Here is a 26334-nt window from a genome sequence, read left to right as displayed (position 1 = left end):
ATTGGCGGAAGCTGCTTTTGCACGACTGGATAAAACCAAGTAAGATAATAGTGCAGAGAGCAAATGGACGTTAAGGCTCGATTAGCGAAGGAAGATTTGTCACGAATGATCCGCGTGTACCATCAGTCGCGCGCCCAATATTAATTAACACTGTCTTTGTTTCTTAAAACAAACGACCCGTTAAGCGAACAAGAGGATCAATCTTAGTTCATAAGTGATCCGACTGATGGCTGCGGTTGGCTGGCAGACTTTTTCTTGAAATCAGGGGATCGGGCATTAACAACCGGAGTTCTCTGCATGGACTTATCCGCCGACATATCGTTGGCACTTCTCCCCAATACCCCCTCCGCTTTGGCGAAAGAGCAGCGTTCGCTGCTTTTTTGCGTGAATGCATCTTCATCGGAAAGGAGTCGTTTTTGCTTATGCTTGACGGACAAAAAGTTGTACCGGCGGCAAACAGTATGAAAAATTTTGAAGCATTGCTTCGCAGTCCTTTTACTCACTTGATCATTTTGGACAGTCATCTGTCGTTGATCGGCACGATGGTGCGTATGGGAAAGCAAGCAAAGAAAAAAGTTTTTATCCACGCTGATTTAATTCAAGGGCTCAAAAACGATCAAGCGGCAGCCGAATTTATTTGTCAAACAATTCGACCGTATGGGCTCATTTCAACACGAGGAACCACGCTTGAAATGGGCAAAAAAAGAGGACTGGTGACCATCCAGCGCCTGTTCTTGCTTGATTCACGATCATTGGAAGTCGGTTGCCGTTTGCATGAGCAGATAAAGCCGGATATGGTCGAGCTCTTGCCTGGCGTTGTTCCGGAATTAATTCAAGAAGTGATCGGCAGACTGGGCAGTCCGGTTATTGCTGGTGGAATGATCCGCACACGTCAGGATGCAGAGGCTGCGCTAAGTGCAGGGGCATCGGCAATTTCTACTTCCAGAAAGGAACTGTGGGATGTTCGTTTGTAGCGATAAATGAACGATTCTCAAAATGGATAAATGTGAACAAAGTTTATAGAAATTGTGACAAATCGTTGACAGCGCTTACAAAATGATATACGATAAATCCATCAAGTTAATGTTTTGCCATGGATATGAGATGGGACCATCCACGCAGGAAGACAGGTGATCGTTCGCCTGCTTGTACTTGTGTGGATTTTTTTGCTTGTGGTGCATCTTGATGTCAAGATGGCGGTAGTTAAAACAGAAACGATTGACTTGAACTTCATCGTAAAAGGATGGTCGAGAGAATGTCGGGATTTCTTGGTGAACTCATTGGTACAATGATTTTAATCATACTTGGCGATGGTGTTTGTGCAGGCGTAAATTTAACCAAATCCTATGCCAAGCAATCCGGTTGGATCGTGATTACATTTGGATGGGGGCTTGCGGTCGCCATCGGTGCCTATGCCGTTGGCCAATTCAGCGGTGCTCATCTGAATCCTGCATTGACGCTGGCACTGGCAGCAATCGGTGAATTTCCATGGCAGCAGGTTCTTCCGTATTTAGCCGGACAAATGATTGGTGCGTTCTTAGGCGCTTGCATTGTGTATCTTCACTACTTGCCGCATTGGCGGGCGACTCAGGATCCCGCCGTAAAATTAGGAATTTTTTGCACCGGGCCTGCGATTAGACAAAACTGGGCAAACCTGCTCAGCGAAATCATCGGAACCTTTATCCTTGTGATCGCCATTTTGGCAATTGGTGCAAATGATCTGGCAAAAGGATTGAATCCACTGATTGTCGGTTTTCTAATTATCGCGATTGGCATGTCACTGGGCGGGACAACCGGCTATGCCATCAATCCTGCGCGAGACTTAGGGCCACGGATTGCCCATGCACTGCTGCCGATCGCTGGAAAAGGCGGCTCAAATTGGCGCTACGCATGGATTCCTATCCTCGGACCAATTCTTGGCGGCGTGTTCGGAGCACTTAGCTATCAGACCTTTTTTCTCGGTCACGCAACCATTTATTTCTGGGTCTTTTCCGCACTGCTTCTTGCGGTCATCCTTGCAGCGTTCATTTCAGATGAGCATCTAAAATCGATCAGCACGCAGCAAACGATCGCGCAGTCATTAGAAAAATAAGCGTTTATGGATTTATTAGGGAGGGGCATGAACATGGGAAACTATATTTTAGCGCTTGATGAGGGGACAACGAGCGTCCGCGCAATGATTTTTAACGAACAAGGCCACGTTGTCCAAATGGCACAAAAGGAATTTACGCAGTTTTTCCCACAACCGGGATGGGTAGAACAAGATGCCAATGAAATTTGGGGATCAATCTTATCGGTCATCGCAGATGCATTGCTTACTGGAGAAATTGATGCAAAAGACATTGCCGGAATCGGGATTACCAACCAGCGTGAAACAACCGTAATCTGGGATCGCCATACGGGGCATCCGATTTATCATGCGATTGTCTGGCAATCCCGGCAAACCGCTGATCTTTGCCGGGAATTGAAAGAAGCTGGCTATGAAGACCTCTTCCATGCGAAAACAGGACTCGTTCTCGATCCGTATTTTGCCGGCACAAAGGTCAAATGGATTCTTGATCATGTTGACGGCGCACGCGAAAAGGCTGTAAACGGTGATTTGCTTTTCGGGACGATTGATACCTGGCTCGTGTGGAAGCTGTCCGGCGGCGAAGCACATATCACGGATTATACGAATGCATCACGAACGCTGATGTACAACATTTATGATTTGAAATGGGACGATGAGCTGCTGGAAATCTTAGAGATACCAAAAGCGATGCTTCCCGAAGTTCATGAATCCTCAGAAATCTATGCGAATACCATTGATTATCATTTTTTCGGTCAGAATGTACCGATTGCCGGAATCGCCGGTGACCAGCAGTCGGCTCTTTTCGGTCAGGCATGTTATGAAAAAGGCATGGTGAAAAATACGTATGGAACCGGATGTTTTATGCTGATGAATACCGGCGAGCAAGCGGTTCGTTCAAAAAACGGTCTTTTGACGACCATTGCTTGGGGCATAAACGGAAAAATCACCTATGCATTGGAAGGAAGTGTTTTTGTTGCCGGATCAGCGATTCAATGGCTGCGTGACGGCTTGCGCATGTTCCGCTATTCTCAGGAGAGCGAAGAGTATGCACGGCGCGTTGCGTCAACCGATGGTATGTATCTCGTACCGGCTTTTGTTGGCCTGGGCACCCCATACTGGGATTCGGATGTGCGCGGAGCGGCATTCGGGATCACGCGCGGCACGACGAAAGAGCATTTTATCCGTGCAACATTAGAATCGCTTGCGTATTCGACTAAAGATGTTTTAAACGCAATGGAAGAGGACTCCGAAATAAAGTTGAAGAAACTGCGCGTCGATGGAGGCGCATCGATGAACAATTTCTTGATGCAGTTCCAGAGCGACATTCTGGGCGTTGCGGTTGAACGGCCAACGAGCAGCGAAACGACGGCACTTGGCGCCGCTTATCTTGCAGGGCTGGCCGTAGGGATGTGGAAAAATGAATCTGAGATCGCAGAGATTTGGAAAATCGGCAAACAGTTCGATGTAGCGATGGATGAGGATACACGTCAAAGGCTGTATTTAGGGTGGAAGAAAGCAGTCAATGCGGCTATTGCATTCAAATAATGGGCGTCATTCCTGCGTATTACCCTGATACACTTACAAGTTAATCCACGGTCACGGGCGATTGAGACGACCGCAAATACCTCCTGCAGATACGCTATATCTGCCGGTGTATTTGCGGTTTTTTCTATAACGGTACAAAAAAAAGCAATACCAGGAAGAGCAAAAAAAAATTACTGGGGGAATTCATGATGACTCTATCAACGTATGAACGAACGGCAAAACTGGAAAAAATGGCAGGGGCACCGCTCGATCTTCTGGTCATCGGCGGCGGCATTACCGGTGCGGGGATTGCGCTTGACGCAACGGTTCGCGGACTGCGTGTGGGTTTGGTCGACATGCAGGACTTTGCCGGCGGGACGTCGAGCCGGTCGACGAAACTGGTGCACGGCGGGTTGCGCTACCTGAAGCAGCTTGAGGTTAAAGTGGTTGCTGAAGTTGGAAAAGAACGAGCGATTGTCTATGAAAATGCGCCGCATGTGACGTCACCGGAAAAAATGATGCTGCCCATCTATAAAAAAGGAACGTTTGGACGTTTTTCCACAGCGTTGGGCTTAAAAGTTTACGATTTTCTCGCGGGTGTCAAAAAAGAGGAGCATCGCGTGATGCTTAGCCGTGAACAGACGTTGGCAAAGGAGCCTTTGCTTAAAAAGGAAGGATTAAAAGGCAGCGGCTATTATGTGGAATACCGTACGGATGATGCACGACTGACGATTGAAGTGATGAAGGAGGCTTCGGATCGCGGTGCGCTGGCGGTGAACTACGCGAAGGTCGACGAGCTGATTTACGATGCAAATCAAAAGCTGACCGGTGTCCGTGTTGTCGATCAATTAAATCAACAAGAATATAGGATCTTCGCCAAAAAGATTGTTAATGCGGCAGGGCCATGGGTCGACACGATTCGCGAGAAGGATCATTCGAAAAAAGGGAAACACTTGCATCTGACCAAAGGGGTTCATATTGTCATTGACGGGAAACGTTTTCCAATGAAGCAAGCACTCTATTTCGATACAACCAATGGTGACAAGCGAATGATCTTCGTCATCCCGCGCGATGGCAAAGTTTATGCCGGTACAACCGATACGACCTATTCACAATGGCCAATTGACCCGAAACCGACCGCCGAAGATCGCGACTACATTCTCGCCGCAATAAACGGCATGTTTCCTTCGATTCATCTCACGGCTGACGATGTGGAATCCAGCTGGGCGGGCGTTCGGCCGCTGATCCAAGAGGAAGGAAAATCACCGTCGGAAATCTCGCGCAAAGATGAGATTTTTATCGCCAACTCAGGCCTGATTTCCATCGCGGGCGGGAAGCTGACCGGATATCGGAAGATGGCCGAACGTGTCGTCGATACGGTGACTAGACAATTAAGTGAAGAAACGGGCAAAACTTACCCTGAATGCCAGACGATTGCTATCGAGTTATCCGGAGGGCATTTCGGCGGTTCGAAATACTATATCCCTTTTGTTCAAGAACAAATAAAGGGCGGCGCTGAACAGGGACTAAAGAAAGAGACGGTCGCGCAGCTTGTCAAAAAATACGGGACCAACAGCAGCACATTGTTCCACTATCTCCGTACGAATCAGGAAGAGGCAATCCGCTATCAATTGCCGCAGGAACTGCTGGCTACCTTGCAGTATGGATTAAATGAAGAAATGGTTGTATCGCCCGTCGATTACTTTACGCGGCGTTCCGGCATGACCCTTTTTTCAATTCATGAAGCAAAAAAATGGGCGAAACCGGTGATGCGTTACATGGCCGACCAGCTTAAATGGACGGATCAACAAAAAGAGCATTACGCGGATGAATTGGCTGCTTCTTTTCGTGACGCTTCAGATTATGGATCGACTAACAAGGATTCTGAAACGAAAGCGGTTTGATGCATGATCAACGCGATAATGGGCAACATGAGCGTGACTCAAAGTCGATCACTTTGAGTCACTTTCTTTTTGTTTGACTATATACCCTATGGGGGTATAATGAAGATGAGGAGGCGGTGATATGGATCTTGAAAAAAAGCACGATTCATGCGGTTCGGATGAGTCTGCATGCACCGCGCATTCAGAGCGGGCACCACGCGTTCCCAGAACTTCTGATGAAAAACACAAAATAATCAATCGATTGAGACGTGTTGAAGGACAAGTACGCGGTGTTGAAAAGATGATCGAAGATGACCGTTACTGTGTCGATCTATTAATTCAACTCTCAGCGATCCAAGCCGCATTGCGGAAAATCGGTTATTCCGTACTTGAGCGGCATACAAAGTCGTGTGTCGCGAAAGCAATTGAAGAGGGACACGGAGACGAACAAATAAATGAACTTTTAAATGTACTGAAGCACTTTCAGTGAGATTAAGAAGGAAGGGAATCATGCGATGAAACAAGAAGCCTATATCGGAATTACAGGGATGACCTGTGCCGCATGTTCACGGCGAATTGAACGCGGTCTGAATCGGATGGACGGTGTCTCCGCAAACGTCAACCTAGCGCTGGAAAAGGCGAAAATCGATTACGACAATCAGCAAGTTGAAGCCAAAGATATTGCCGAAAAAATTGAAAAGCTTGGTTATGGTGTGGCCGATGAACGGTTGGAGCTGGCTATTTCCGGCATGACTTGTGCTGCGTGTGCCGCGCGAATCGAAAAAGGGCTGAAGCGTCTGCCCGGTATTCTTTCGGCAAACGTCAATTTAGCTGCTGAAACGGCCACCGTCCGCTATCAACCGGGTTTTACTGATTCGGATGCTGTATTTGAGAGGATCCGCAAACTGGGCTACAACGCATCACTGAAGAATGAGGTTCAGGAAGACGCGAAAGAACGAGCGCTCGCAAAAAAGAGGAACACACTGCTCGTTTCGATCCTTCTATCGCTTCCGCTTTTTGTCACCATGGCAGCACATTTTCCCTTTTATCACGGCCCGATGCCCGGGTTGCTCATGAACCCGTGGTTTCAGTTTGTCCTGGCATCCGTGGTGCAGTTTTACATTGGTGGTCCGTTCTACGTCAGCGCTTTTCGAGCGCTTGTGAATCGAAGCGCCAATATGGATGTCCTGGTGTCGCTTGGAACGAGCGCCGCTTATTTTTACAGTACCGTTCAAACCGTCCGCACTCAATTTTTTGGTCTGCACCACCCTGACCTTTACTTTGAAACGAGTGCAGTTCTGATTACGTTGGTACTGCTTGGAAAATATATGGAAAGCCTAGCCAAAAGGCAGACCACAACAGCACTTAAAGCGTTGATTGGCTTGCAGGCAAAGGACGCCGCGCGAATGGTAAACGGCAAAGAAGAGCGTGTACCGATCGATCAAATTCAGGTGGGTGATGTGCTTCATGTCCGCCCCGGTGAAAAAGTTCCGGCTGACGGCACGGTCATTGACGGCGAAACAGCCGTTGACGAATCGATGATCACCGGCGAATCCATGCCTGTGGCAAAAAAAGTCGGCGATTCGCTGATTGGTGCAACGCTCAATACGACGGGGTCTTTCCTGATGAAGACAGAAAAAATCGGCAAAGATACGGCACTCGCCGGTATTGTTCGCATTGTTGAGGAAGCCCAAGGATCGAAAGCGCCGATCCAGCGGCTGGCGGATCGGATTTCCGGCATCTTTGTTCCGATAGTCGTTGCCGCTGCGCTGCTTGTATTCGCCATTTGGATGACTTTTGCTCAGCCGGGGCAATGGGATGTGGCACTTTCAGCTGCCATAAGCGTGCTGGTGATCGCGTGTCCATGTGCGCTTGGTCTTGCCACACCAACCGCCATTATGGTTGGCACAGGAAAAGCGGCTGAACATGGCATTTTATTTAAAGGCGGCGAGTATTTGGAGTCGACGCAGAACGTACAAACGGTTATTCTCGATAAAACAGGAACAGTGACTCATGGAAAGCCGGAAGTCACTCAAGTGATTCTGCTTGGCGACATGGATCAACAAGAATTACTACGGCTGGTCCAAGCAGCAGAACTTCAAAGTGAACATCCTTTAGCCAAAGCAATCACTGCCTATGGCGATGTGGACGAATTGCCGAAGGCGGACCATTTTGTTGCTCAGACTGGGGCGGGTATTTCTGCTGAAGTTTCGGGGAAGCAGGTCGTTGTGGGTACGCGACGGCTCATGCACCAAAAGAAAATTGAAATGAAACAGGCCATAGAAAAAACGTTAGCGCTCGAGACGGATGGACAAACGGTAATGTTCGCTGCTGTCGACGGGAAGCTGCAGGCACTGATTGCTGTCGCCGACACGATTAAAGCTGATTCTGCCGAAGCCATTCAAGCGTTAAAAGCACGACTTATCGATGTTTACATGATTACCGGCGACAATCAACGAACGGCTGAAGCGATTGCACGAAAAGTGGGTATTGATCATGTACTGGCGGAAGTGCTTCCTGAGGGGAAAGCCGACAAGGTGCGCCACTTGCAGAAACAAGGACTCCGTGTTGCCATGGTTGGTGACGGTGTTAATGATGCGCCAGCCCTTGCCATAGCCGATGTTGGCATTGCAATTGGAACAGGCGCGGATGTTGCGATTGAAGCAGCGGATCTCACATTAGTCGGCGGTGAACTCACGCATGTTGTCAAAGCAATCGATTTGAGTAAGAAAACGATGCGCAATATTAGACAGAATTTATTCTGGGCCCTCTTCTACAATACGATCGGCATTCCTGTAGCCGCCCTTGGTTTGCTCGCCCCTTGGGTGGCTGGGGCAGCGATGGCGTTTAGTTCCGTGTCTGTTGTGGCAAACAGTCTCCGTTTGAAAAAGCTGCACTTGTAAAGAAAATGAATACTGATTAAGGAGGTGAGAATATGGCAGAGCGCGTATTAACGGTTGAAGGGATGAGCTGCGGTCACTGCAAAATGGCAGTCAGCGGTGCCTTAAAGGAGCTTGACGGCGTGTCATCGGTAGACGTCAATTTAGAAACGGGAAAAGTTGATGTTGCTTATGATGAAGCAAAGGTTGGCTTTGATCAAATGAAGGACGCGATTGAAGATCAAGGTTACGACGTGGTCAAATGAAAACAAGTGAATCAGTGCTGGAGCCGGACACAGGCATGAACGGAAAGGGCATCGAACAGGCGGAAAACGTCTGCCGATGCCCTTTCTCAGCCAGGTGCCCGGTTTTTTTATAAGGGAAGCAGCAGTTATCACCCGCCCAAGATGCAGCGGCTTTGCCAAGATTAAAAGCGGCGTGCCTGGCATGCCCGTCAAGTACAAAGGATCGATCTAATCCGCATGAAAAAGTGAAGTAAAGCTGTATTCGTCGCTCAGTGCCAAATGATAGATTATTTGCGACAGGTAGACTATAATCATTGTAAGTAAACGCTTACAATTTATTGGTGATCGGAGCGACGCAAATGGATTTAAAAGAAGAAAAAAGTCATTCATTCGTAAAGGCTCAGCTCGTGGAGATTGTTGGGGAAGAAAATGTAGACGATTCGACGAGCGGCAGATTAGTCTACTCGTATGATGCAACGCCAAACTTTCAAGCGTTGCCGGATTTTGTCGCTGCCCCGCGTAATGCTGAAGAAGTGGCAGCACTGCTAAAATTATGTTCTGAAAAAACGATCCCGGTCTATACACGAGGGTCGGGAACAAATTTGTGTGCGGACACTTGTCCCGTTCAGGGGGGCGTTGTCTTGCTGATGAAACACATGAATCGGATTTTGGAGCTGGATAAAGAGAATCTCACCATCACGGTTCAACCGGGAACGATCACGAAAACGATCACGGATTGCGTTGAAAAGGAAGATTTGTTCTATCCCCCTGATCCAAGTTCAATGAAAATTTCGACAATCGGTGGAAATCTTGCTGAAAACTCCGGCGGACTGCGCGGACTGAAATACGGCGTCACGAAAGATTATGTCATGGCGCTTCAAGTTGCTTTGCCGAATGGGGCGCTGATTCGTACAGGCGGCAAGCTGACTAAAGATGTTGCCGGTTACGATTTGACACGTCTTTTTGTCGGATCAGAAGGAACTTTAGGCGTCATCACGGAAGCGACATTGAAATTAATCCCCAAACCGGAATCGCAAAAAACGATTCTTGCCCTTTACCAGGATATCGAAGCGGCAGGAAGAACGGTATCGTCAATTATTGCTCATAAAATGATTCCGGTGACGCTGGAGTTTTTGGATCAGGATACCCTGCGCGCGGTTGAGGACTTCGCCCATATCGGGTTGCCGACGAACGTAAAAGCGATTTTGCTGATTGTCCAAGACGGCCCCAAGGAAATTGTCGATCATGACATTAAAAAGATCGCCGAGCTCTGCCGCAAAGAGCAAGCGATCGATGTTCAATTGGCAGCCTCTGATGATGAAGCGCAGCAATTAGCTGCAGCGCGTCGCTCCGCATTAAGCGCACTCGCGCGACTTAAGCCGACGACCATTTTGGAAGACGCGACCGTGCCGCGCTCAGAGATTGCCGCGATGGTGCGGGCGATTGCAGAAGTTGCTAAAAAATATCGCGTGCAAATATCAACGTTTGGCCATGCAGGCGATGGCAATCTGCATCCGACCTGCCTCACCGATGCACGGGATCATGAAGAAATGAAACGGGTGGAAGCAGCTTTCGCTGAAATCTTCGAAAAGGCGATTGCATTAGGCGGAACGTTGACCGGTGAGCATGGTGTCGGCGTTACGAAAGCCCCGTATTTGGAGTGGAAACTGGGTGCGGATGGCATGGCGGTGATGCGCGGCATCAAACAGTCGATTGATCCTCAAGGCATTATGAATCCGGGGAAGGTATTTGCGGAGAAAACGAAGGAAAGGATGGCGACGGAAAAATGATGCATGCATCAACAAAGAAACAGATTCAGAAGGCATTTAAACAAGAAATGGATTATGACGAATTGCTGAATTGTATGCGCTGCGGTTTTTGCCTGCCTTCTTGTCCCACCTATATTGAAACGGATCATCAAGAAAAGTATTCGCCGCGCGGACGCATTGCGCTCATGAAAGGTGTCACCGATGGCGTTATTGAACCTAACGAAGAATTGTCTGAATCACTTGATCTGTGTCTTGGCTGCCGCGCTTGTGAGCCTGTTTGTCCTTCGGGTGTACAATACGGTCATCTACTTGAGGACGCACGTGCTATCCTGCAACGGCATAAAAAGCAGAGCGTCGGCGTCAAAATGCTGCGCAAGGGCATATTTGACGAACTGTTTCCGCATCAAAACCGCATGGAAAAAGTAACCGGATTGCTTGGCTTCTACCAAAGAAGCGGTTTATCAAAAGTTGCACGAAAAGTGGGATTTATGAACTTATTTCCAGAAAGTATGGCAACCATGGAAAAGGTGCTTCCTGAGGTTCTGAAGCGGAGTGAAATGAAGAAACGCCCGCGGATTTTTGCCCATGAAGGCGAGAAGAAGGCAACCGTCGCGCTCTTTGCGGGCTGTTTGATGGACACCATGTTTTTTGAGACGAATCATGCAACGATAAAGCTGCTTTGCAAAGCAGGATGCGATGTGGTTATCCCGGAAAACCAACTCTGCTGCGGTGCACTGCATGGACATAATGGCGAGCTTGAGAAATCAAAAGAGATGGCAAAGAAAAACATCGCAGCGTTTGAAGCGGCTCAGGCAGATTATATGATTACCAATGCCGGCGGCTGCAGCGCTTTTCTGCTTGAATACAAACATCTGCTAAAAGATGAACCGGAGTGGGCAGCACGTGCTGAGACGTTTGTTTCAAAATTGAAGGATATTTCGCGCATGCTTATTGAACTGAACTTTCATAAAACGCATCATTTAAGTCTTCCAAACCAAATCATCACCTATCAGGATTCGTGTCATTTACGCAATGTCATGAAAACGTTTGAAGAACCGCGCATTCTTTTGAAGGCGATTGAAGGCGCTCACTTTGTCGAAATGGAGGGGGCAGATACTTGCTGCGGATCCGCTGGTGATTATAATATTGTACAACCGGGGATGGCGATGCAGATTCTCGATCATAAAATGGAGAAGGTTGCCGCCACGCAAGCACAAATTATCGTCACGGCCAATCCGGGTTGTCTTTTGGAAATGAAACTGGGGGTAGAACGAACGCAGCAAACCGGTAAGGTACGCGCCATGCATATTGCCGACGTGCTGGTTGAGGCATTAGCAGACCATGAAAAACAACACGCATAAGCAATCTTAGAAAAACCGGGCAAAAAGCGCCCGGTCCCTAATCTCCAACCATGTTTGATGGGCTCGTGTCTTTTCGGCGCTGAATCGCCGCTTCGGTTACTCGCTTGCCGCGGGCGCACCGCGAGCCTCCTCAGACAGGTAAGGTATCTGCGGGGTCTCGCTGGCACGCATCAACTAAGCGCGATCCCGCAGGCGCCAGAGCCCCTCCGCTTTGATTCTTGGCCAAGACACTGGTCTAATGGTTTGAAGCCAGGGCAAAATCCTATACTTTCTTATCCTATAAAAAGGCAGCAGCTGGAGAAGAGGTCCGGCTGCTTTTTGATTTATTTATTTTTGCGTGCACGTTCTTCAAGTTCAGAAACCGGTGCTTGCTTGTCATCCTTGGCATGCCCTGAAGGCGTCACGCTCGATGCTGCTGCACCTTTATGGGAACGGTATTCTTTTTTCCTTGCTTCAGCCATGATCACACCCCCTAATCCTTAGTATGTGATCACAGCGGTAAGCTTATGCACGCAGATGCGAGCAGCTGGAGCGTTATTCAAGCCAAGATTGATGGTTTAAAGCCGCATCCTGCGGAAGTACGTCCTGTGCACAGCGCGAAAGCCATCGCATCCTGCGGAAGTAAATAGGCGGAAAAATTCCCTTTAATTCGAAAATAAACGAAAAAATCGCTTGAATTAGACGGAGAGCTTCCGCTTATCAACGTTAAAAACGTGAAAATGGAGGATTTTGCTTTGCATAATCGGAAAACCTCCTCTTATTTACACCGAAAAGCGCTCCGTTCTGCATATAACCGAAAAACCTCCGCCTATTATTACTCAATTAAGGACTGGAATGCTGTTTTTCTTATCTAACTTAGTGAAGCAACCTGCTCATATTAATATCCGTTTCAATAAACCCAAGTTTCTTATAAACATGATAGGCACGTTGATTATGGGCAAAGACGTGCAAACTGATTTTGCAGATGCCCAATGCCCGGCAATAATCGAATAAGCTTTGCATCGCTAATTGACCTAATTTATGTCCGCGAAAGGGTTCATAGATCTCGAAGTCATAGATAAATGCTTCTTTTTGTATAGGCGCAAGCTGCAGCCAAAAGATGCCCAGTTTGATTCCGCTTTCATCAATCAGTGACAAAAAGTGGTGATTCGGCGTATGCATGCCTTGAGGCAGAAGGCTTCTTATTTCAGCCTGAGCCAGCATCAGCGCTTGATCAGCAGGCCAAGTTCCGGTTTTTATTTTTTCCTTGGCATATTCTTGAGAAGTATGGGCCAAATATAACGGGAAATCGTCTTCCTGCATCTGGGCAATCAAGAGATTCATCGATGAGCCTCCACTAAATTAGTTTGGAAACGTGTTGCGTATCTTGCGTACCAAATCAAGAAAATAATCGGGATTCGCGCCGATCAATGCTTTGAGCCTGCGGGCAGTCCGCCAAGCACGTCGATACATTGCTTGACTAATAATCCCTTTTTCCAGCGCTTCATTCAGTTCATCTTCGTCCACTAAATAGAGCCGATGGTTTGGAAAGAGGATCAAGTCGAGGTACAGATCATCGAACCAAGGGGTCCCTTGATCATCTTTGCCGACCTGATGCACGACATCAAAATAACATTGAACCAGCTTGTGATTGGCATTAAACATGGCCGTGAGTACGTAATGAGGTGAATGCGCCGGGAAAAGCTGCAGCCACGAATAATTTTTATCAACGGTTTTTGTACGCGTGCCGCCGTATACAACCGACAAGGGTGCTTTGATTTCGTTAAATTGAATCAGAACTGCTTCGCCGTGAAAGGCCGGCCACATCACTTGTTTCTTTTGTGTATGGCTCGAAATGATGCGTCGCCAGCCGCGTCGATCTGCGTATTTCCTTTTCATTTTTGTCAGTTTCACAAGATCACCTTCTGTCCTACCTGTCTATTGTACCGTAAAACACCGGAAAATGGAGATGATGCGTACAAAAATTGTTCCCTCTTCTTTAACCCGCTTCTATCAGGCTATGAAGGTTTAAAGCAATTGAAAACCATTTCAAATAATTTTAAGAAAAAGGCTGTAATGATCATTGCGTGAAGGGTGAAGTGTTCCTAAGCTTGTTTGGTCGTGTTGTTCCTTCGATGGGGCAACAAAGAAACACAGGACGATTTTTCCCAAATAGTAACGGAAAAAATCGTCCTGCTCTATATGCTTCATCTCGCTCAATTGTGTAGCCGGAAATTTAATCAATGACCGGCAACATCTTCGTTTCTTTTTTCATTTCCGAGTGGCAAAGTGGACATGTTGGTTGCGTTTCGAATGAAAATTGATCTCTCATCCATCCGGAGCATGAATCATTGGTACATGTCCAAATTGCTGTTTCTGCTTCAGGAACCGGTTCTTGCGGGCCTCGATTAAATCCCATTGATAAAAATCCCCTTTCCTGTTACTATTCTTCAGTATAGTCCTTTTTCAGAAATTTATCAAATTTTATGCTTGATGCGTATGTGTCAAGCTTTTCTCGGAACTCTTTATTGGGAAAGAGCTTCTTAATTCTAAATTTGTACGCCTTAGGTATAAAACCATATTTTTTAGGCAAACGTAAGCACTTTGTTCAGTTTGCCTACTGCACTCGAAGAGGACGCGTTGGTTCCAATTCGACCGCGATGGGCACCAATAGACGGAACCGTAGGTTCCTTCAACAAGGATGCAATTCGTATCATTTTTTTTATGATTCGTTCGTCGCGTTTGGTCGGAATGAACGAAGAAAGATACGCCGCTTTTAACGTCCCGTTACGTATACCTTGAATAACCTTAACCATGCCTTCTTCCGACTCACCCCAGTGCATGCCACGCTTTTTCATGCGGAACGTCAAATGCCGTTGATTGGATTCCATAGCACCCAATCTCCCCGCATTTTCGGGAAGCGTTTCTTTCGCCATAATTTCTCGCCAGTCAAACAGACGATCCCAGTGTCCTATCAGATATTGCTTTACCTTTTCGACTTGCTTAATACGCTCATCCTCGTCTAAATTACTTTCATACGTATCCAGTAACAGGATGACCTCTGTACGGTCTTTTCTCTGAATCGCCTGTTGTATACGGGTGATCCATGCCTTATCACCGTGTAGTGAACGAATAAGGGATTGGGCAACATGAAACGCATCAAGTTGAACCCAAATACGTTTGTGTGACCCACAAAAAGCATCTTTAAAATGAGCTTCGTCATAGCCTACTCCTCCGTCACTATTAGCGACAACTTGTGTCTGCCATAAGCGATAGCGCTGTTCGACTGCGGCTCCAACCTGTTCCCAAAAAGTATCCAGTCCCTTGCTTGTCATGACCGCGTAAGGCTCTTTCAGGAGCCGCCGTTTTCCATTCTTCACCCAACCCTCATATAAAATGAAATGCTTGATTTCAATATGTTGGCGCTTTTTCAATCCCCGGACAAAGGTTCCATCAGCCTCCGCAAAGAGAAAATTCGGCTGCCTTTTTCCATCTAATTCTCCATTCTCTGCTTGGATGACAAGCTCCTGATCCTGCTTTTCTTGAGCTTCGCCGACGGCTCGAACACAGCGCATGACGGTAGTGTGACTCATTTGAACCTGAGTCCACGTTGCTAAAGTCTTCACGACCTCCCGACAAGTCATACGGCTGGCTAAAGTTGCTGTTTCATACTCAACATTTGGCGAATACCGCATGTGCTTTCTCAACCTCAGAAGGTTATCCAACGGATAACAGGCATGACCCTCCGGGTTAATCATACGCGTATGATACAGCGTCACAGGTCCAAATAAAAATTGGAGAATACGTTGATCTTTATGGCTGTCTACTTTCCATCCCTCAGCTTGTTTCTCCCGAGTGATTGCTTGATCAAGCAAAGAAAATACTTGTTCAACACTGCGCCTCATAAATTGGTACATATAGGCGGTCGCCTCTTCCTCAAACGCCAAAAGGCTCGTTTGCTTCTTCCAAATTTCTAATAAATCTTTTATACTATCCATTGAGAGAAGGCCTCTATTCCTGATGTATTCACCTTGGTCGGTATACATTTAGAATAAGGAGCCTTCTCCTTTTCGTCCAGTCAAAATTGGACTAAAAAGAAATAAAGAAAGAACTGCATGCCATCGCATCCTCTTACGCCCACATCAAATTTATCCCCCGAGAAACATTTTACACATAGGCTTGATGCTGCTGCTTATTTCTAAATAGGGCTGATAATTACTCCGAAATTCCCGTCTGTCTAATGGTTACGTCGACTTTGCAGTGGAAACGAGCGTTCGGGTAGCGTTCCGGCCATGACTTTCCATCAAAGTTGCGTGTGTAGCTGCGCACATGCTGCCCGAGTTGAAGCGGATCGATTTGCTTCCTTTGAAAACGGCGAACGAGCTGAACGGCCTCTTTAGCCATGTGTTTGTTTAGCTTTTTTTCCATACCCGGACCGGTTGTTTTGCTAAGCGTTTTCGGATAAGACTGGCGCACTTGCGCGCTGACGTTCACCGATGCGTAGATGTCGGGCGCAGCGCTGTTTCCGTTTTTAACTTTATAGTTCACATCAGTATGAACGTTTTTAAAAGCAATGTGTTTGTTCGGGGCAAATTCATAGTCATAGACGCCTTGGTTAAATTTTTGAAAGAGCATTTTAAACGTGAACACTCTATTCTCGCTAAGGCGCATAACATATTTGTCATTCTTAAATAAAGCGAGTCCGTGCATGGCAATATGGTCACCTTGCTTACGAATTATAGGAAGAAACGGGTCCATATAGTCGCCATAATAGGCGTACATGAAGGACTCCATTGTACTTTCCGGATAATTTTGCTCCGTGTTTTGCTCAATCATATCTTGAATATAACGGGCAACCGGAATTTGTGTTTGATAGTCCGCAGACGTCAGTAATTTCCGGCAGCTGCCTTCTACAACCGCAAAATTCATATCGCGTGGTGAGTCAGGATCGCGATTTCTTAAATCAATTTGTTTGTACAAACCTTTTTTTGCCATGGCCGTGTTAACCAGCATAAGCCGTATTTTGCCAACGCGAATGGGCATTTGTCCGGATTGTTGAAAACGGTCGACAAGCGATTTGCCGTCGTAGGTCACTCCGCTAAGATGACGCAGCATCGATGCGGTCGTCGGCAGTCCGGCGCCGCCGCTTCCAGGGTTTGGATTTTCAACATAGTTCGGCATGGTAATGGTTCCCATCACTTTCTCATTCCCAAGATAGTCAATCCCCTCTGCTTCAACAAGCAGAACATCGTCGAGGATGCTCGTTGGCAAACATCCGGACAGAAGGAGTAAAGCGATCAAGGGCGCGATAAGGACTGCCTTTTGTTTCATGATGCAGCTCCCCTTCCACATTTTTTCTTAATCCACTGACAAAACAAGAGAATTGGAAGATAGATATAGATAATCAGCGCACCGTACGTTGCATACACATCGTTTATCTTCTTCACTTGGAGTCCGCTATGGATCATCGTTGTCCCTGCAATAATTAAAGCGAGAATAACGATCAGCGAATATTTCATTTTAATCTTCGGTACAGTGAATTTTACAGCGCGAGCGATAATCCAGCTGCATAAGCAGATATTAGGGACAAGACTCCATAGTAAGAGGACGATCGCAATGATATCGATGTGTTCAACAAGAGGAAAGCGGACACCTTTCCAATAAGTGACCGTCGGCCAAATCGTGTTCTGCATCTCGCCTTGACTGAAATAAACAATCGCAAGAATGAGCGCTGTTGTATAAAAATAAATGGTTGTCAGTACACTGCGAAACGCCCATTTACGTGCTTCACGCGGATGGCTGATAAACGGATAGATATAAAGCAGCAATTCAAATCCCAAATATTCATGCGTGAGTTTATAACAGGATTTCAGCAGCGTTACCGGTGAGTGGTCAAAAAACGGTTGTAAATTTGCAAACTGAGCATGGGGAACAATAAAGAGGGTCAGGATACTCAACGGCATCAAATAGATGAAACTGAGCAGACAAACGCCGGTGATCGTTCGAATCCCTCCGCTGACAATATACCAGACAATGGAACAAAAGATAAGCGAAAATAGAAACGTTGACATTTGCGGAAAAACCCACACGTGTACAATTTCGACGTAACTACGTAAAAACATGATAGTGAAGAGAAGAATATGCGTCACGGTGAAGAGATTAAGGAAGGTTCCGATTCGTCTTCCGAAAATACGGGAATGGATCGAAAAAAGGTCGGGCATACCGAATTGACGCTCATTCTCCAGAAGGCGCAGAACAACCCAAAGAATGCCAAGAATAATCGCACCACTGATAAGCGCTGCGAGCCATGCGTCTTGCTGGCTGTACTTGGTTACGACGTGCTGGAACGAGAGATAGCCGATTCCAATCTGCATGGTCTGCGGAATAAAAAAGGCAGAAACAGGACCAACTTGATGTGCAGGTTTTATCTTATCATTCATAGAGCGTCAGATCCTCCATTTTGAAAAGGCAATTATTCATCAATATCCGGCTTTGGTTTGCCCTTCTTCTGCGTTGTCCGCTGCAGATTCACACGATTTTTATCCGCGGTGCGCAGAAACATCGGACGTTGTCCTTGCGCGCTGGTTGGCAAACGGATGAAGCTGTCCTTCAAATCTGTCACGCGCATGGGGTAGATGGGTTCAATAAACGGTCGGCCAAGCGAGGTCAGTTTCAACAGGTGGCAGACGAAAAACATAAAACAAAGACCGACACCGAGCAGACCGAACACTTGCGCAGCAAAAATAAATGGAAAGCGCATGAACCGGATCGTTGTTGCCATCCGATAGTTTGGTGTGATAAAGGCAGCCAGTGCCGACATCGCGATAATAATTAACAGAATATTACTTGTTACACCGGCTTGAACGGAAGCGGTACCGATGACAATACCGCCTACGATACCGATGGTTTGGCCAACCTTTGTCGGCAGGCGTGCGCCTGCTTCGCGAAGCAGTTCAATCATGACTTCAAGCAGCAGCACTTCAATGATCGGATCATATGGAACGGAACTGCGCGAAACGATTAAAGTTGCCAGTAAATCTTTGGGTACTAATTGATAGTGGTAGGTCAGCACAGCAACGTACAGCGATGAAGAAATGACGGAAAAGGCAACGGCAAACAAGCGCAGCAGCCGATATAAGGATGCGATCGGCCAGGTCAATGAATAGTCGTCGATGGTTGAAAAAAACTCAACAATTGTACTTGGTAGAATCAGTGCACTCGGAGAACCATCCACGAGCACGGCAATTTTTCCTTCGTAAAGGGCGCCGCTGACACGATCGGGACGCTCAGTATCGATGAATTGAGGAAAAAAAGACCAACTATTGTCGGCAATCATTAAAGCAAGCATGTTGGCATTGATTACGCTGACGGTTTCCAAATCGGTGATTCTTTGCTTAGTCGTATTCAGATTAGCCTTATTCGCGAGTCCTTCAATATAGAGAATGGAGATGCGCGTTCGCGACAGTTTGCCAATGCGGTGTTCCTCGACTTTAAATTGAGGAATCGGAATGCGCGAACGAATCAAATTGATATTGGTTTCCAGCGATTCAACAAAAGCGTCGTGCGCACCGACAATGCTGGTTTCGATTTCCGTCTGCTCGACTTGTCGCGCCTGTTTTTTTGGGCAGGGAATAAGATAGACGTGTTGCGAACGCTTCGACGGCTGAATCATTAAACAACCGTCAAGCAGACTTGTCTGAATGACGGATAAATCCCTTGTCTCGATTAATTTATCAACGGGAACGACCTGAGCAATGTCTTTCATGCGCTGCACGCGTTCAGAATAAAGCGCAGGCAGCAAGTCTCTGTGGATGTACTCTAAATCGACCACTGTGTTAATGAATGAAATCCAACAGGTAAGCGTTTTGCTGTTATGACAGAAATGATTGAAATCAGGATTGGTTTCAAGCTGAATCAGTAAGTCAGCCATGCTTTTTGAGGGCTGTGCCGGACCTTGGTCATTCTTTTTTTTACTGTTTTTCCAAAACACGAATAACCCCTCGTTTCATGTTAATTTGCATCCCGTTCCATCTGCTTTGCTTTTTTGTGTTCATCATGCCGTTGATCGAGAATCAGGATTATGAAAGGCATTAAGCAAGGAAAACAGATCAACAGATAAAGCAAGACTGTCGCACCCATCGAAATACGAAAACCGACGAAAAGTAAGAAAATGAACAGCAGACCAAAATAGGATGTATAGAGCAGCGTATACATAAGAACCTTCCTTTGTCGTTCGTCATTCACATGTGGGGTTAGTTTTCCCGAGAACGATCGTATTATTCCAATCTTTTAAGGCGATTGGCTGTGCCTTTCTAAAAAAACTGTCGTTTTCTTTTTTAAAAGAGCTGTGTTAAAGTATGGAAGGAGAAATGTAAATTGGTGACGAGTGGAAGGATTTTGTTATGAAATCAGCATGGAAAGTTATTCAGGAACAAATAAAAAACCTGTACTTAATCAGGCGTTTGTCTCTGTACGAATTAAAAAGCGAAAATAGCAACAATTATTTAGGGATGGCATGGATCATAATCAATCCAATGATTCAGATCTTTGTATACTGGCTTGTTTTTGGCTACATCAGTGGACGAGGCGATGTGCTTCTTGAAAATGGAAAACATGCACACTATATTACATGGCTGATCTCAGGGATTTTTCTTTGGTTTTTTCTGCAGCCGGCAATCATTCAAGGATCAAGATCCATTTACACGCGGATTCGTTTTATTGCTAAAATGAACTTTCCGATGAGTGCAATTCCGAGCTATGTCATTTTTGAAAAATTGTATCAGCACCTGTTTTTAACTGGAATTATTTTAGTGATCATGCAGTTTACTGCATTCAAAGCCAGTCTGTACCTGATCCAATTGCCCTATTTTATGTTCGGCGCTATCATGTTTTTGTTCTCAGTGTCATTAATTACATCGACACTATCAACAATTGTACGCGACGTTCATCAAATTTTAATTTCAGTGATGCGAATGATGTTTTATTTGACACCGATTCTTTGGGAGCAAGCGTATCTTGAGAAGGTACCCTCAATTTTACGGCAGGTTCTGCTTCTGAATCCCATGTACTATTTAATTCAAGGTTATCGGGCCTCTATTTTGGGAACCTCCTGGTATGCCGTTAATCATAGTGCCTATACTGTATATTTCTGGTGCTTCATTCTCATTGTGTTGATGTTTGGTTCATTTATTCATCTTAAATTTAGAGATCATTTTGTTGATTATTTATAAGGAGATCTCAACTCATGGAAAAATCAGTGATTGTAAAAAATGTATCAAAAAAATATAAAATGTACACAAAAAACTCCGAAAAACTATTGGATTTGATTTTGCCGAAAAGTTACGGAAAATCCTTCTATGCGCTGCATGATATTAGTTTTGAAGCGGAAAAAGGCGATGTTATCGGCATCATTGGTGTCAATGGGTCGGGAAAATCGACCTTATCTAATATTATTTCAGGTATTATTCCACCGACGAGCGGCACGGTACAGGTAAATGGCGAGGCGTCGTTGATCGCCATTCAATCCGGATTGAAAAATGAGCTGACCGGCCGTGAGAACATTGAACTCAAGTGTTTAATGCTTGGGTTTAATAAAAAAGAAATCATCGCCTTAACGCCGCAAATTATTGACTTTGCTGATATCGGTGATTTTATTGACCAGCCAGTAAAAACGTACTCCAGCGGGATGCGCTCGCGGCTCGGGTTTGCGATCTCCATTCATATCGATCCCGACATACTGGTCATCGACGAAGCACTGTCGGTTGGGGATCGCACCTTCGCCGATAAATGCTTGGATAAGATGAATGAATTTAAGTCACGCGGAAAAACCATTTTCTTTATTAGCCACTCCATTGGTCAAATGAAGAAGTTTTGCGAGAAAGCACTTTGGGTTCAATATGGACATGTTGAGCAATATGGGTTAATGTCTGAGGTCATGCCGAACTATGAAGCATTTATTAACAAGTACAAAAAAATGAGCAAAGCGGAGAAACAGCAGTTTAAAAAAGAAGTTGAAGAAAAAAGAATGGTACAAGCTTGAGCGCGAGCAGCGCTTTTTTTTTGCAGAAAAATATCCGCAATGACGATGCGGACAAATCAAAAAGTGAATTGGGGTTAGGGTTATTCTTATTATTGCCGCTTTCATTGGTAAATAAACCTATTTCCTGTTAAAAAAATAAATAAACCCGCACAATGTAGGAAAAATGAGCGGATGCCTAGGCTAAATAGTATCAATGTAAGCGCTTTTATTGTATACTAGCGATTAAAAATACGCCTTCGGTGCATACTGGAATCGGGAAGAGTGACCACAAAAATCGATAAGAAAAGGAAGGAGGAAGGATCGCTTTCAGCAAACAAATGTAACCGTTTTCCGAAAGCGAGTCCGTTGATGATGCATGTTAACCAACTGAGAAGAGCCGTCGAAAATCGAAAAAAACAGTTGATTCAAGCTTTAAGGGATCATTCAGCTGTGCCGGATACAGAGCGTCTCAACGCATGGACACTGTCTGAACTGGAGCGCGAATGGAGCAATTATCAGAGGAGCATGCACAAAGAGATTGGTTGAGTTCGGAATTTCATTTAGAGGCCATGTGACTTTTTTGATAGAATAGGGGGTATCACCTGCAAGGACAGAGGGTGATACGGAGGTGACTGCCAGGTGGGCAAACAACGTATCTTTCCTGATTTTTATGGAAATAAAGTGACACTGGCATTTTTAGCAGAACCCTTTTCAAAGGATCCCAGACATGTATGGGTGGTTTGCCGCTTTAATCACCAGTGGCTGTTGACAAGACATTCAAAACGTGGGTTGGAATTTCCAGGAGGAAAGGTCGATCCTGGAGAGCGGCCGGAAGAAGCCGCGCGGCGGGAGGTTTTTGAAGAGACAGGCGCTCATGTGGCGAAACTCTTTTTTATCGGTCAATATCAAGTTGAACAGCAAGCAGAACGGATCATTAAAAATATCTATTTTGCTGAAATTGATCGGATGGAATTCAAAAAGGACTATCTGGAAACGGATGGGCCGAAATTGATCCGCTCATTTCCGAATTCGATCAAAGACGAGAAACAATTTAGTTTCATCATGAAAGATCGGGTTTTCATTGATGCGTTAAACGCCGTACGGCAAAAAGAATGGCTTCCAGTGACTGTGTGAAGCGGTTTCAATGGATAAAGCAGGCGCCCCAAAGTCCGCTTGGACTGTGAGACGCCTGCTTTTTAAATGATTCCTGTAAGAAGATGAAGCGATATAAGGGGATGAGACTGCTGCTCCGTTTCAGTCAAGCAGGCAATATCACCGCAATGCCGGACCGGCGCAGCGAATCCGTTCGGACGTTTGTGCGGCAAATTGTTTAAAGTTCGCATGAAAAGCATGTGCCAACTGATTTGCGGCTTGTCGATAATCGGTTTGGTTCGCCCATGTTTTCCAAGGAAGCAGGATGGGATTGGAAATTCCGGGACAAGTTGTTGGGATCCGCAGTTGAAAGATCGGATCAGTTAAACAGGCGACATTGTTCAGTTGCCCATCTAAAGCAGACTGAACGATTGTTCGTGTATCGGAAAGGCGGATGCGTTTGCCGATCCCGTACGGTCCACCGGTCCAACCGGTATTGATTAGATAAGCGCTTACATTATGCTTGTGCATCAGCTGACCCAGAAGATCCGCGTAACAAGGCGCTGGAAGCGGCATGAAAGGGGCACCGAAACAGGTTGAAAATGTTTTTTCTGGAGCGGTTACGCCCCGTTCGGTACCTGCCAGTTTGCTTGTATAACCGGATAGAAAATAATACATGGCCTGTTCGGGAGAAAGAATGCTGACCGGCGGAAGCACACCGAATGCATCGGCGGTCAGAAAAATGATCGCTGACGGATGTCCACCGACACTGGGGTGTTTCGCACCGGCAACGTTTTGCAAGGAAAAAGCGGCACGTGTATTCTCGGTCCGCTGCGCAGAAGCGTAATCGGGCAGCCGACTTTTATCGGAAAAGGCGACATTTTCAAGTACGGTACCAAATTTGATACTGTTGTAGATTTGCGGTTCTTTTTTAGGCGACAGACGAATGGCTTTTGCATAACAGCCGCCTTCAAAATTGAAGATTCCTTCACTTGACCAGCCGTGCTCATCGTCACCGATTAATGGTCTTCCTGATGCGTTGGATAAGGTCGTTTTTCCGGTACCGGATAAGCCGAAGAACAGTGCCGATTTTCCGTTTTGTCCTTGATTGGCGGAACAGTGCATCGGCAGAATTCCTTTTTGCGGAAGCAGGAAGTTCATGACGGTGAAGAGTGATTTTTTGATCTCACCGGCATACTCGGTGCCCCCGATGAGGATGGTACGGTGCTTCATTGAGAGAATAATAAATGCTTCGGAGCGCGTGCCGTCAACTGCAGGATCGGCTTTAAATCCCGGAGCTGAAAGGATGGTGAAATCCGGATGATGGCTCTCCAACTCTTCTTCAGACGGCTCGATAAACAATTGCCGGCTGAACAGGTTCTGCCAAGCATACTCATTGACAACTTGGATTGCCAGACGGTGCTTGTGCGCAGCGCCAATAAAACCGCGAAAAACATAGCTTTCTTCGCGTGTGTTTAAATAATCGGCAAGCTTATGACGCAGTTTTGTGAAAGCGGTTTCATTTATCTGCTGATTACGTTGCCAATCGACTCGTTCCTGTGTTTGGTCGTCACTGACAATAAAGCGGTCTTTTGGTGATCTGCCCGTGTATTTTCCGGTCGATACGGCAAGTGCACCGTTGGTTAATAATACCCCTTCATTTTTTCGAAGCGCATGTTCAATCAATTCAGGAACGGGCAAATTAACATGCATCTGCCCAGTATGGAGCAATTTAGCGACAGGATTTTCTAAAGACGCATCATTCATTTTAACATTCCTTCCTTTGACAAGATCGTCGTCTTTGTATCACACATTATAGTGATTAGGCTATACTTTTATTCTAACGACTCCCTCCGTATTCCGCAAGACAAATCTAAGGACATAAATCGAGCGGATTCTTAGGTTTAATTTCACTTTTTTGCTTTTCAAAATGCGTTGACAGTTTTAATTCCCTAAGTTATGATAGGTATCAAATACGGCTGCTCTTATTCCGAGTAGGCAGAGGGACAGGCCCGATGAAGCCCGGCAACCGGTCGAATACGGCACGGTGCTAACCTGCAGAATAACGAGGAAGATCTTCTCTTTATTCTGATAATAAGAGGCGCGCGATAAGAATCGGCCTATCCTTTAATTGGAGTAGGCTTTTTTCATGCCTTGAAAACAAAAGCAGAGGGATCGGGTACCGTTGACACCATTTTGTATATAATGTTTGAAAGGCAGGGTGAAGTACTGTGACAAAAAAGTATTCAAGACGATTATTTACTTCCGAATCGGTAACGGAAGGTCATCCGGATAAAATCTGCGATCAAATATCCGACGCAATTCTTGATGAATTGCTGAAAGGCGATCCAAATGCGCGGGTTGCCTGCGAAACCGTTGTCAATACTGGGCTGGTTCTTGTAACGGGTGAAATATCTACATCAACTTATGTTGATATTCCAAAAGTGGTCCGCCATACTATCCAGGAAATTGGCTATACAAACGCGAAATATGGTTTCGACGCATCAAACTGCGCGATTCTGACCTCGATTGAGGAACAGTCCGCGGATATTGCTCAAGGCGTGAATCAAGCGCTTGAAGCACGAGAAGGAACGATGACTGAGGATCAGATCGAAGCAATTGGTGCCGGTGATCAAGGGTTAATGTTCGGCTTTGCGGTTAACGAAACCCCTGAATTGATGCCGCTTCCGATTGCGCTCGCTCACAAGCTGGCGAAACGTCTATCCGATGTTCGCAAAGATGGCACGATTGGCTATCTTCGTCCGGACGGCAAAACACAGGTTACCGTTGAGTATGATGAAGAGGGGCATCCGGAGCGCATCGATACGATCGTTATTTCTGCTCAGCACGATCCGGAAGCGACAGAAGAACAAATAAAGAACGATTTGCATCGTCATGTGATTGACCCAACCGTCCCAACCGGGTTAATTGATGATCGAACGAAATTTTTCATCAACCCAACGGGACGTTTTGTCATTGGCGGACCTCAGGGAGATGCCGGTTTAACCGGGCGTAAAATCATTGTCGATACGTACGGCGGCTATGCACGGCACGGCGGTGGTGCATTCTCTGGAAAAGATGCAACCAAAGTAGATCGCTCGGCTTCTTACGCCGCTAGGTATGTCGCAAAAAATATTGTTGCAGCAGGCCTGGCTGAAAAATGCGAGATTCAAATTGCCTATGCGATTGGCGTTGCAGAGCCGGTGTCCATCTCAGTTGACACATTTGGCACCGGAAAAGCAACTGAAGAGCAGCTCGTTCAATTAATTCGCCGTAATTTTGATCTTCGTCCAGCAGGCATTATTGAAATGCTTGACTTGCGTCGGCCAATTTATCGACAAACGGCGGCGTACGGGCATTTTGGTCGTACCGATATCGAGCTTCCTTGGGAAAATACGGACAAGGCTGAAATTCTGAAACAGCAAATCCAAGCGAGCGAACAGAACCAATAATTGATCTTTGTTCTATTGCTTTTCATACCTCTGGGTGTGAAAAGCTTTTTGTTTTTGAACC

The 26334-nt window shown here is 46.1% G+C and carries 23 protein-coding genes and 1 riboswitch; of the genes, 14 read left to right on the top strand and 9 right to left on the bottom strand.

The features are described from left to right. Window positions 1–422 precede the first annotated feature (422 nt). From K7399_RS08510 to K7399_RS08470, 9 genes are all read left to right on the top strand, one after another. Window positions 423–974 (top strand): glycerol-3-phosphate responsive antiterminator, encoded by a 552-nt coding sequence (locus K7399_RS08510; protein WP_028977620.1) that lies wholly within the window; start codon window positions 423–425, stop codon window positions 972–974. Between the two features lie 281 nt (window positions 975–1255). Then, entirely contained in the window at window positions 1256–2092 is an 837-nt protein-coding gene (locus tag K7399_RS08505; protein WP_028977621.1) for an MIP/aquaporin family protein, read from the top strand. Window positions 2093–2125: 33 nt separating this feature from the next. Then, window positions 2126–3616: a glycerol kinase GlpK gene (gene glpK, locus K7399_RS08500; RefSeq protein WP_028977622.1), complete on the top strand. Its 1491-nt coding sequence runs from the start codon at window positions 2126–2128 to the stop codon at window positions 3614–3616. A 188-nt stretch (window positions 3617–3804) separates the two neighbouring features. Continuing rightward, the gene (locus K7399_RS08495; protein ID WP_037563719.1) at window positions 3805–5499 is read left to right on the top strand and encodes a glycerol-3-phosphate dehydrogenase/oxidase; all 1695 of its coding nucleotides are present in this window, start codon (window positions 3805–3807) and stop codon (window positions 5497–5499) included. 121 nt (window positions 5500–5620) lie between these two features. Further along, window positions 5621–5968: a metal-sensing transcriptional repressor gene (locus tag K7399_RS08490; RefSeq protein WP_028977623.1), complete on the top strand. Its 348-nt coding sequence runs from the start codon at window positions 5621–5623 to the stop codon at window positions 5966–5968. A 25-nt stretch (window positions 5969–5993) separates the two neighbouring features. Continuing rightward, window positions 5994–8381 carry a heavy metal translocating P-type ATPase gene (locus tag K7399_RS08485; RefSeq protein WP_028977624.1) on the top strand — a complete coding sequence of 796 codons (2388 nt, stop codon included), beginning with the start codon at window positions 5994–5996 and terminating at the stop codon, window positions 8379–8381. A 32-nt stretch (window positions 8382–8413) separates the two neighbouring features. Continuing rightward, window positions 8414–8623, top strand: a complete 210-nt coding sequence (copZ, locus tag K7399_RS08480) for a copper chaperone CopZ (RefSeq protein ID WP_028977625.1) — start codon at window positions 8414–8416, stop codon at window positions 8621–8623. Window positions 8624–8961: 338 nt separating this feature from the next. Next, window positions 8962–10392, top strand: coding sequence for an FAD-linked oxidase C-terminal domain-containing protein (locus K7399_RS08475; protein WP_028977626.1), 1431 nt, complete (start codon window positions 8962–8964; stop codon window positions 10390–10392). Continuing rightward, window positions 10389–11732: a (Fe-S)-binding protein gene (locus K7399_RS08470; RefSeq protein WP_028977627.1), complete on the top strand. Its 1344-nt coding sequence runs from the start codon at window positions 10389–10391 to the stop codon at window positions 11730–11732. The genes K7399_RS08475 and K7399_RS08470 overlap by 4 nt, the downstream gene beginning before the upstream one ends. Before the next feature lie 323 nt (window positions 11733–12055). On the opposite strand, the gene K7399_RS08465 is transcribed toward K7399_RS08470, so the two are convergent. From K7399_RS08465 to K7399_RS08430, 8 genes are all read right to left on the bottom strand, one after another. Then, entirely contained in the window at window positions 12056–12193 is a 138-nt protein-coding gene (locus K7399_RS08465; RefSeq protein ID WP_156031363.1) for a hypothetical protein, read from the bottom strand. Between the two features lie 394 nt (window positions 12194–12587). Beyond that, window positions 12588–13055: a GNAT family N-acetyltransferase gene (locus K7399_RS08460; RefSeq protein WP_028977628.1), complete on the bottom strand. Its 468-nt coding sequence runs from the start codon at window positions 13053–13055 to the stop codon at window positions 12588–12590. 18 nt (window positions 13056–13073) lie between these two features. Then, window positions 13074–13625 (bottom strand): ribonuclease FAU-1 family protein, encoded by a 552-nt coding sequence (locus tag K7399_RS08455; protein WP_051575089.1) that lies wholly within the window; start codon window positions 13623–13625, stop codon window positions 13074–13076. 322 nt (window positions 13626–13947) lie between these two features. Further along, window positions 13948–14130 carry a cold-shock protein gene (locus K7399_RS08450; protein WP_028977630.1) on the bottom strand — a complete coding sequence of 61 codons (183 nt, stop codon included), beginning with the start codon at window positions 14128–14130 and terminating at the stop codon, window positions 13948–13950. A gap of 166 nt (window positions 14131–14296) precedes the next feature. Continuing rightward, the gene (locus K7399_RS08445; protein WP_164875472.1) at window positions 14297–15709 is read right to left on the bottom strand and encodes an ISLre2 family transposase; all 1413 of its coding nucleotides are present in this window, start codon (window positions 15707–15709) and stop codon (window positions 14297–14299) included. Between the two features lie 217 nt (window positions 15710–15926). Next, entirely contained in the window at window positions 15927–17042 is a 1116-nt protein-coding gene (locus tag K7399_RS08440; protein ID WP_028976393.1) for a Ger(x)C family spore germination protein, read from the bottom strand. After that, window positions 17039–18151 carry a GerAB/ArcD/ProY family transporter gene (locus K7399_RS08435; RefSeq protein WP_028976392.1) on the bottom strand — a complete coding sequence of 371 codons (1113 nt, stop codon included), beginning with the start codon at window positions 18149–18151 and terminating at the stop codon, window positions 17039–17041. Before K7399_RS08435 ends, K7399_RS08440 begins: the two co-directional genes overlap by 4 nt. Window positions 18152–18183: 32 nt before the next feature. Continuing rightward, window positions 18184–19701, bottom strand: coding sequence for a spore germination protein (locus K7399_RS08430; protein ID WP_028976391.1), 1518 nt, complete (start codon window positions 19699–19701; stop codon window positions 18184–18186). A gap of 412 nt (window positions 19702–20113) precedes the next feature. Between K7399_RS08430 and K7399_RS08425 the strand changes: the two genes are divergently transcribed. From K7399_RS08425 to ytkD, 4 genes are all read left to right on the top strand, one after another. Beyond that, window positions 20114–20941 carry an ABC transporter permease gene (locus K7399_RS08425; protein WP_028976389.1) on the top strand — a complete coding sequence of 276 codons (828 nt, stop codon included), beginning with the start codon at window positions 20114–20116 and terminating at the stop codon, window positions 20939–20941. A 14-nt stretch (window positions 20942–20955) separates the two neighbouring features. Then, window positions 20956–21750 (top strand): teichoic acids export ABC transporter ATP-binding subunit TagH, encoded by a 795-nt coding sequence (gene tagH / locus K7399_RS08420; RefSeq protein ID WP_028976388.1) that lies wholly within the window; start codon window positions 20956–20958, stop codon window positions 21748–21750. Window positions 21751–22011: 261 nt separating this feature from the next. Continuing rightward, window positions 22012–22275 carry a Fur-regulated basic protein FbpA gene (fbpA, locus tag K7399_RS08415; RefSeq protein ID WP_028976387.1) on the top strand — a complete coding sequence of 88 codons (264 nt, stop codon included), beginning with the start codon at window positions 22012–22014 and terminating at the stop codon, window positions 22273–22275. A 93-nt stretch (window positions 22276–22368) separates the two neighbouring features. Then, window positions 22369–22863, top strand: coding sequence for an RNA deprotection pyrophosphohydrolase (ytkD, locus tag K7399_RS08410; RefSeq protein WP_028976386.1), 495 nt, complete (start codon window positions 22369–22371; stop codon window positions 22861–22863). Window positions 22864–23001: 138 nt separating this feature from the next. On the opposite strand, the gene pckA is transcribed toward ytkD, so the two are convergent. Continuing rightward, a complete protein-coding gene (gene pckA, locus K7399_RS08405; RefSeq protein WP_028976385.1) occupies window positions 23002–24588 on the bottom strand; it encodes a phosphoenolpyruvate carboxykinase (ATP) in 1587 nt (528 codons plus the stop codon). A 215-nt stretch (window positions 24589–24803) separates the two neighbouring features. After that, window positions 24804–24922, top strand: a riboswitch (SAM riboswitch). Between the two features lie 130 nt (window positions 24923–25052). On the opposite strand from pckA, the gene metK reads away from it, so the two are divergent. Continuing rightward, window positions 25053–26273, top strand: coding sequence for a methionine adenosyltransferase (gene metK / locus K7399_RS08400; protein ID WP_028976384.1), 1221 nt, complete (start codon window positions 25053–25055; stop codon window positions 26271–26273). Window positions 26274–26334 lie beyond the last annotated feature (61 nt).

Origin of the sequence: Sporolactobacillus terrae, assembly GCF_019930545.1 — a bacterium.
GTDB lineage: Bacteria > Bacillota > Bacilli > Bacillales > Sporolactobacillaceae > Sporolactobacillus > Sporolactobacillus terrae.
The sequence above is the reverse complement of the archived record's forward strand: the minus strand, read 5'-3'. Positions and strand labels throughout refer to the sequence as shown.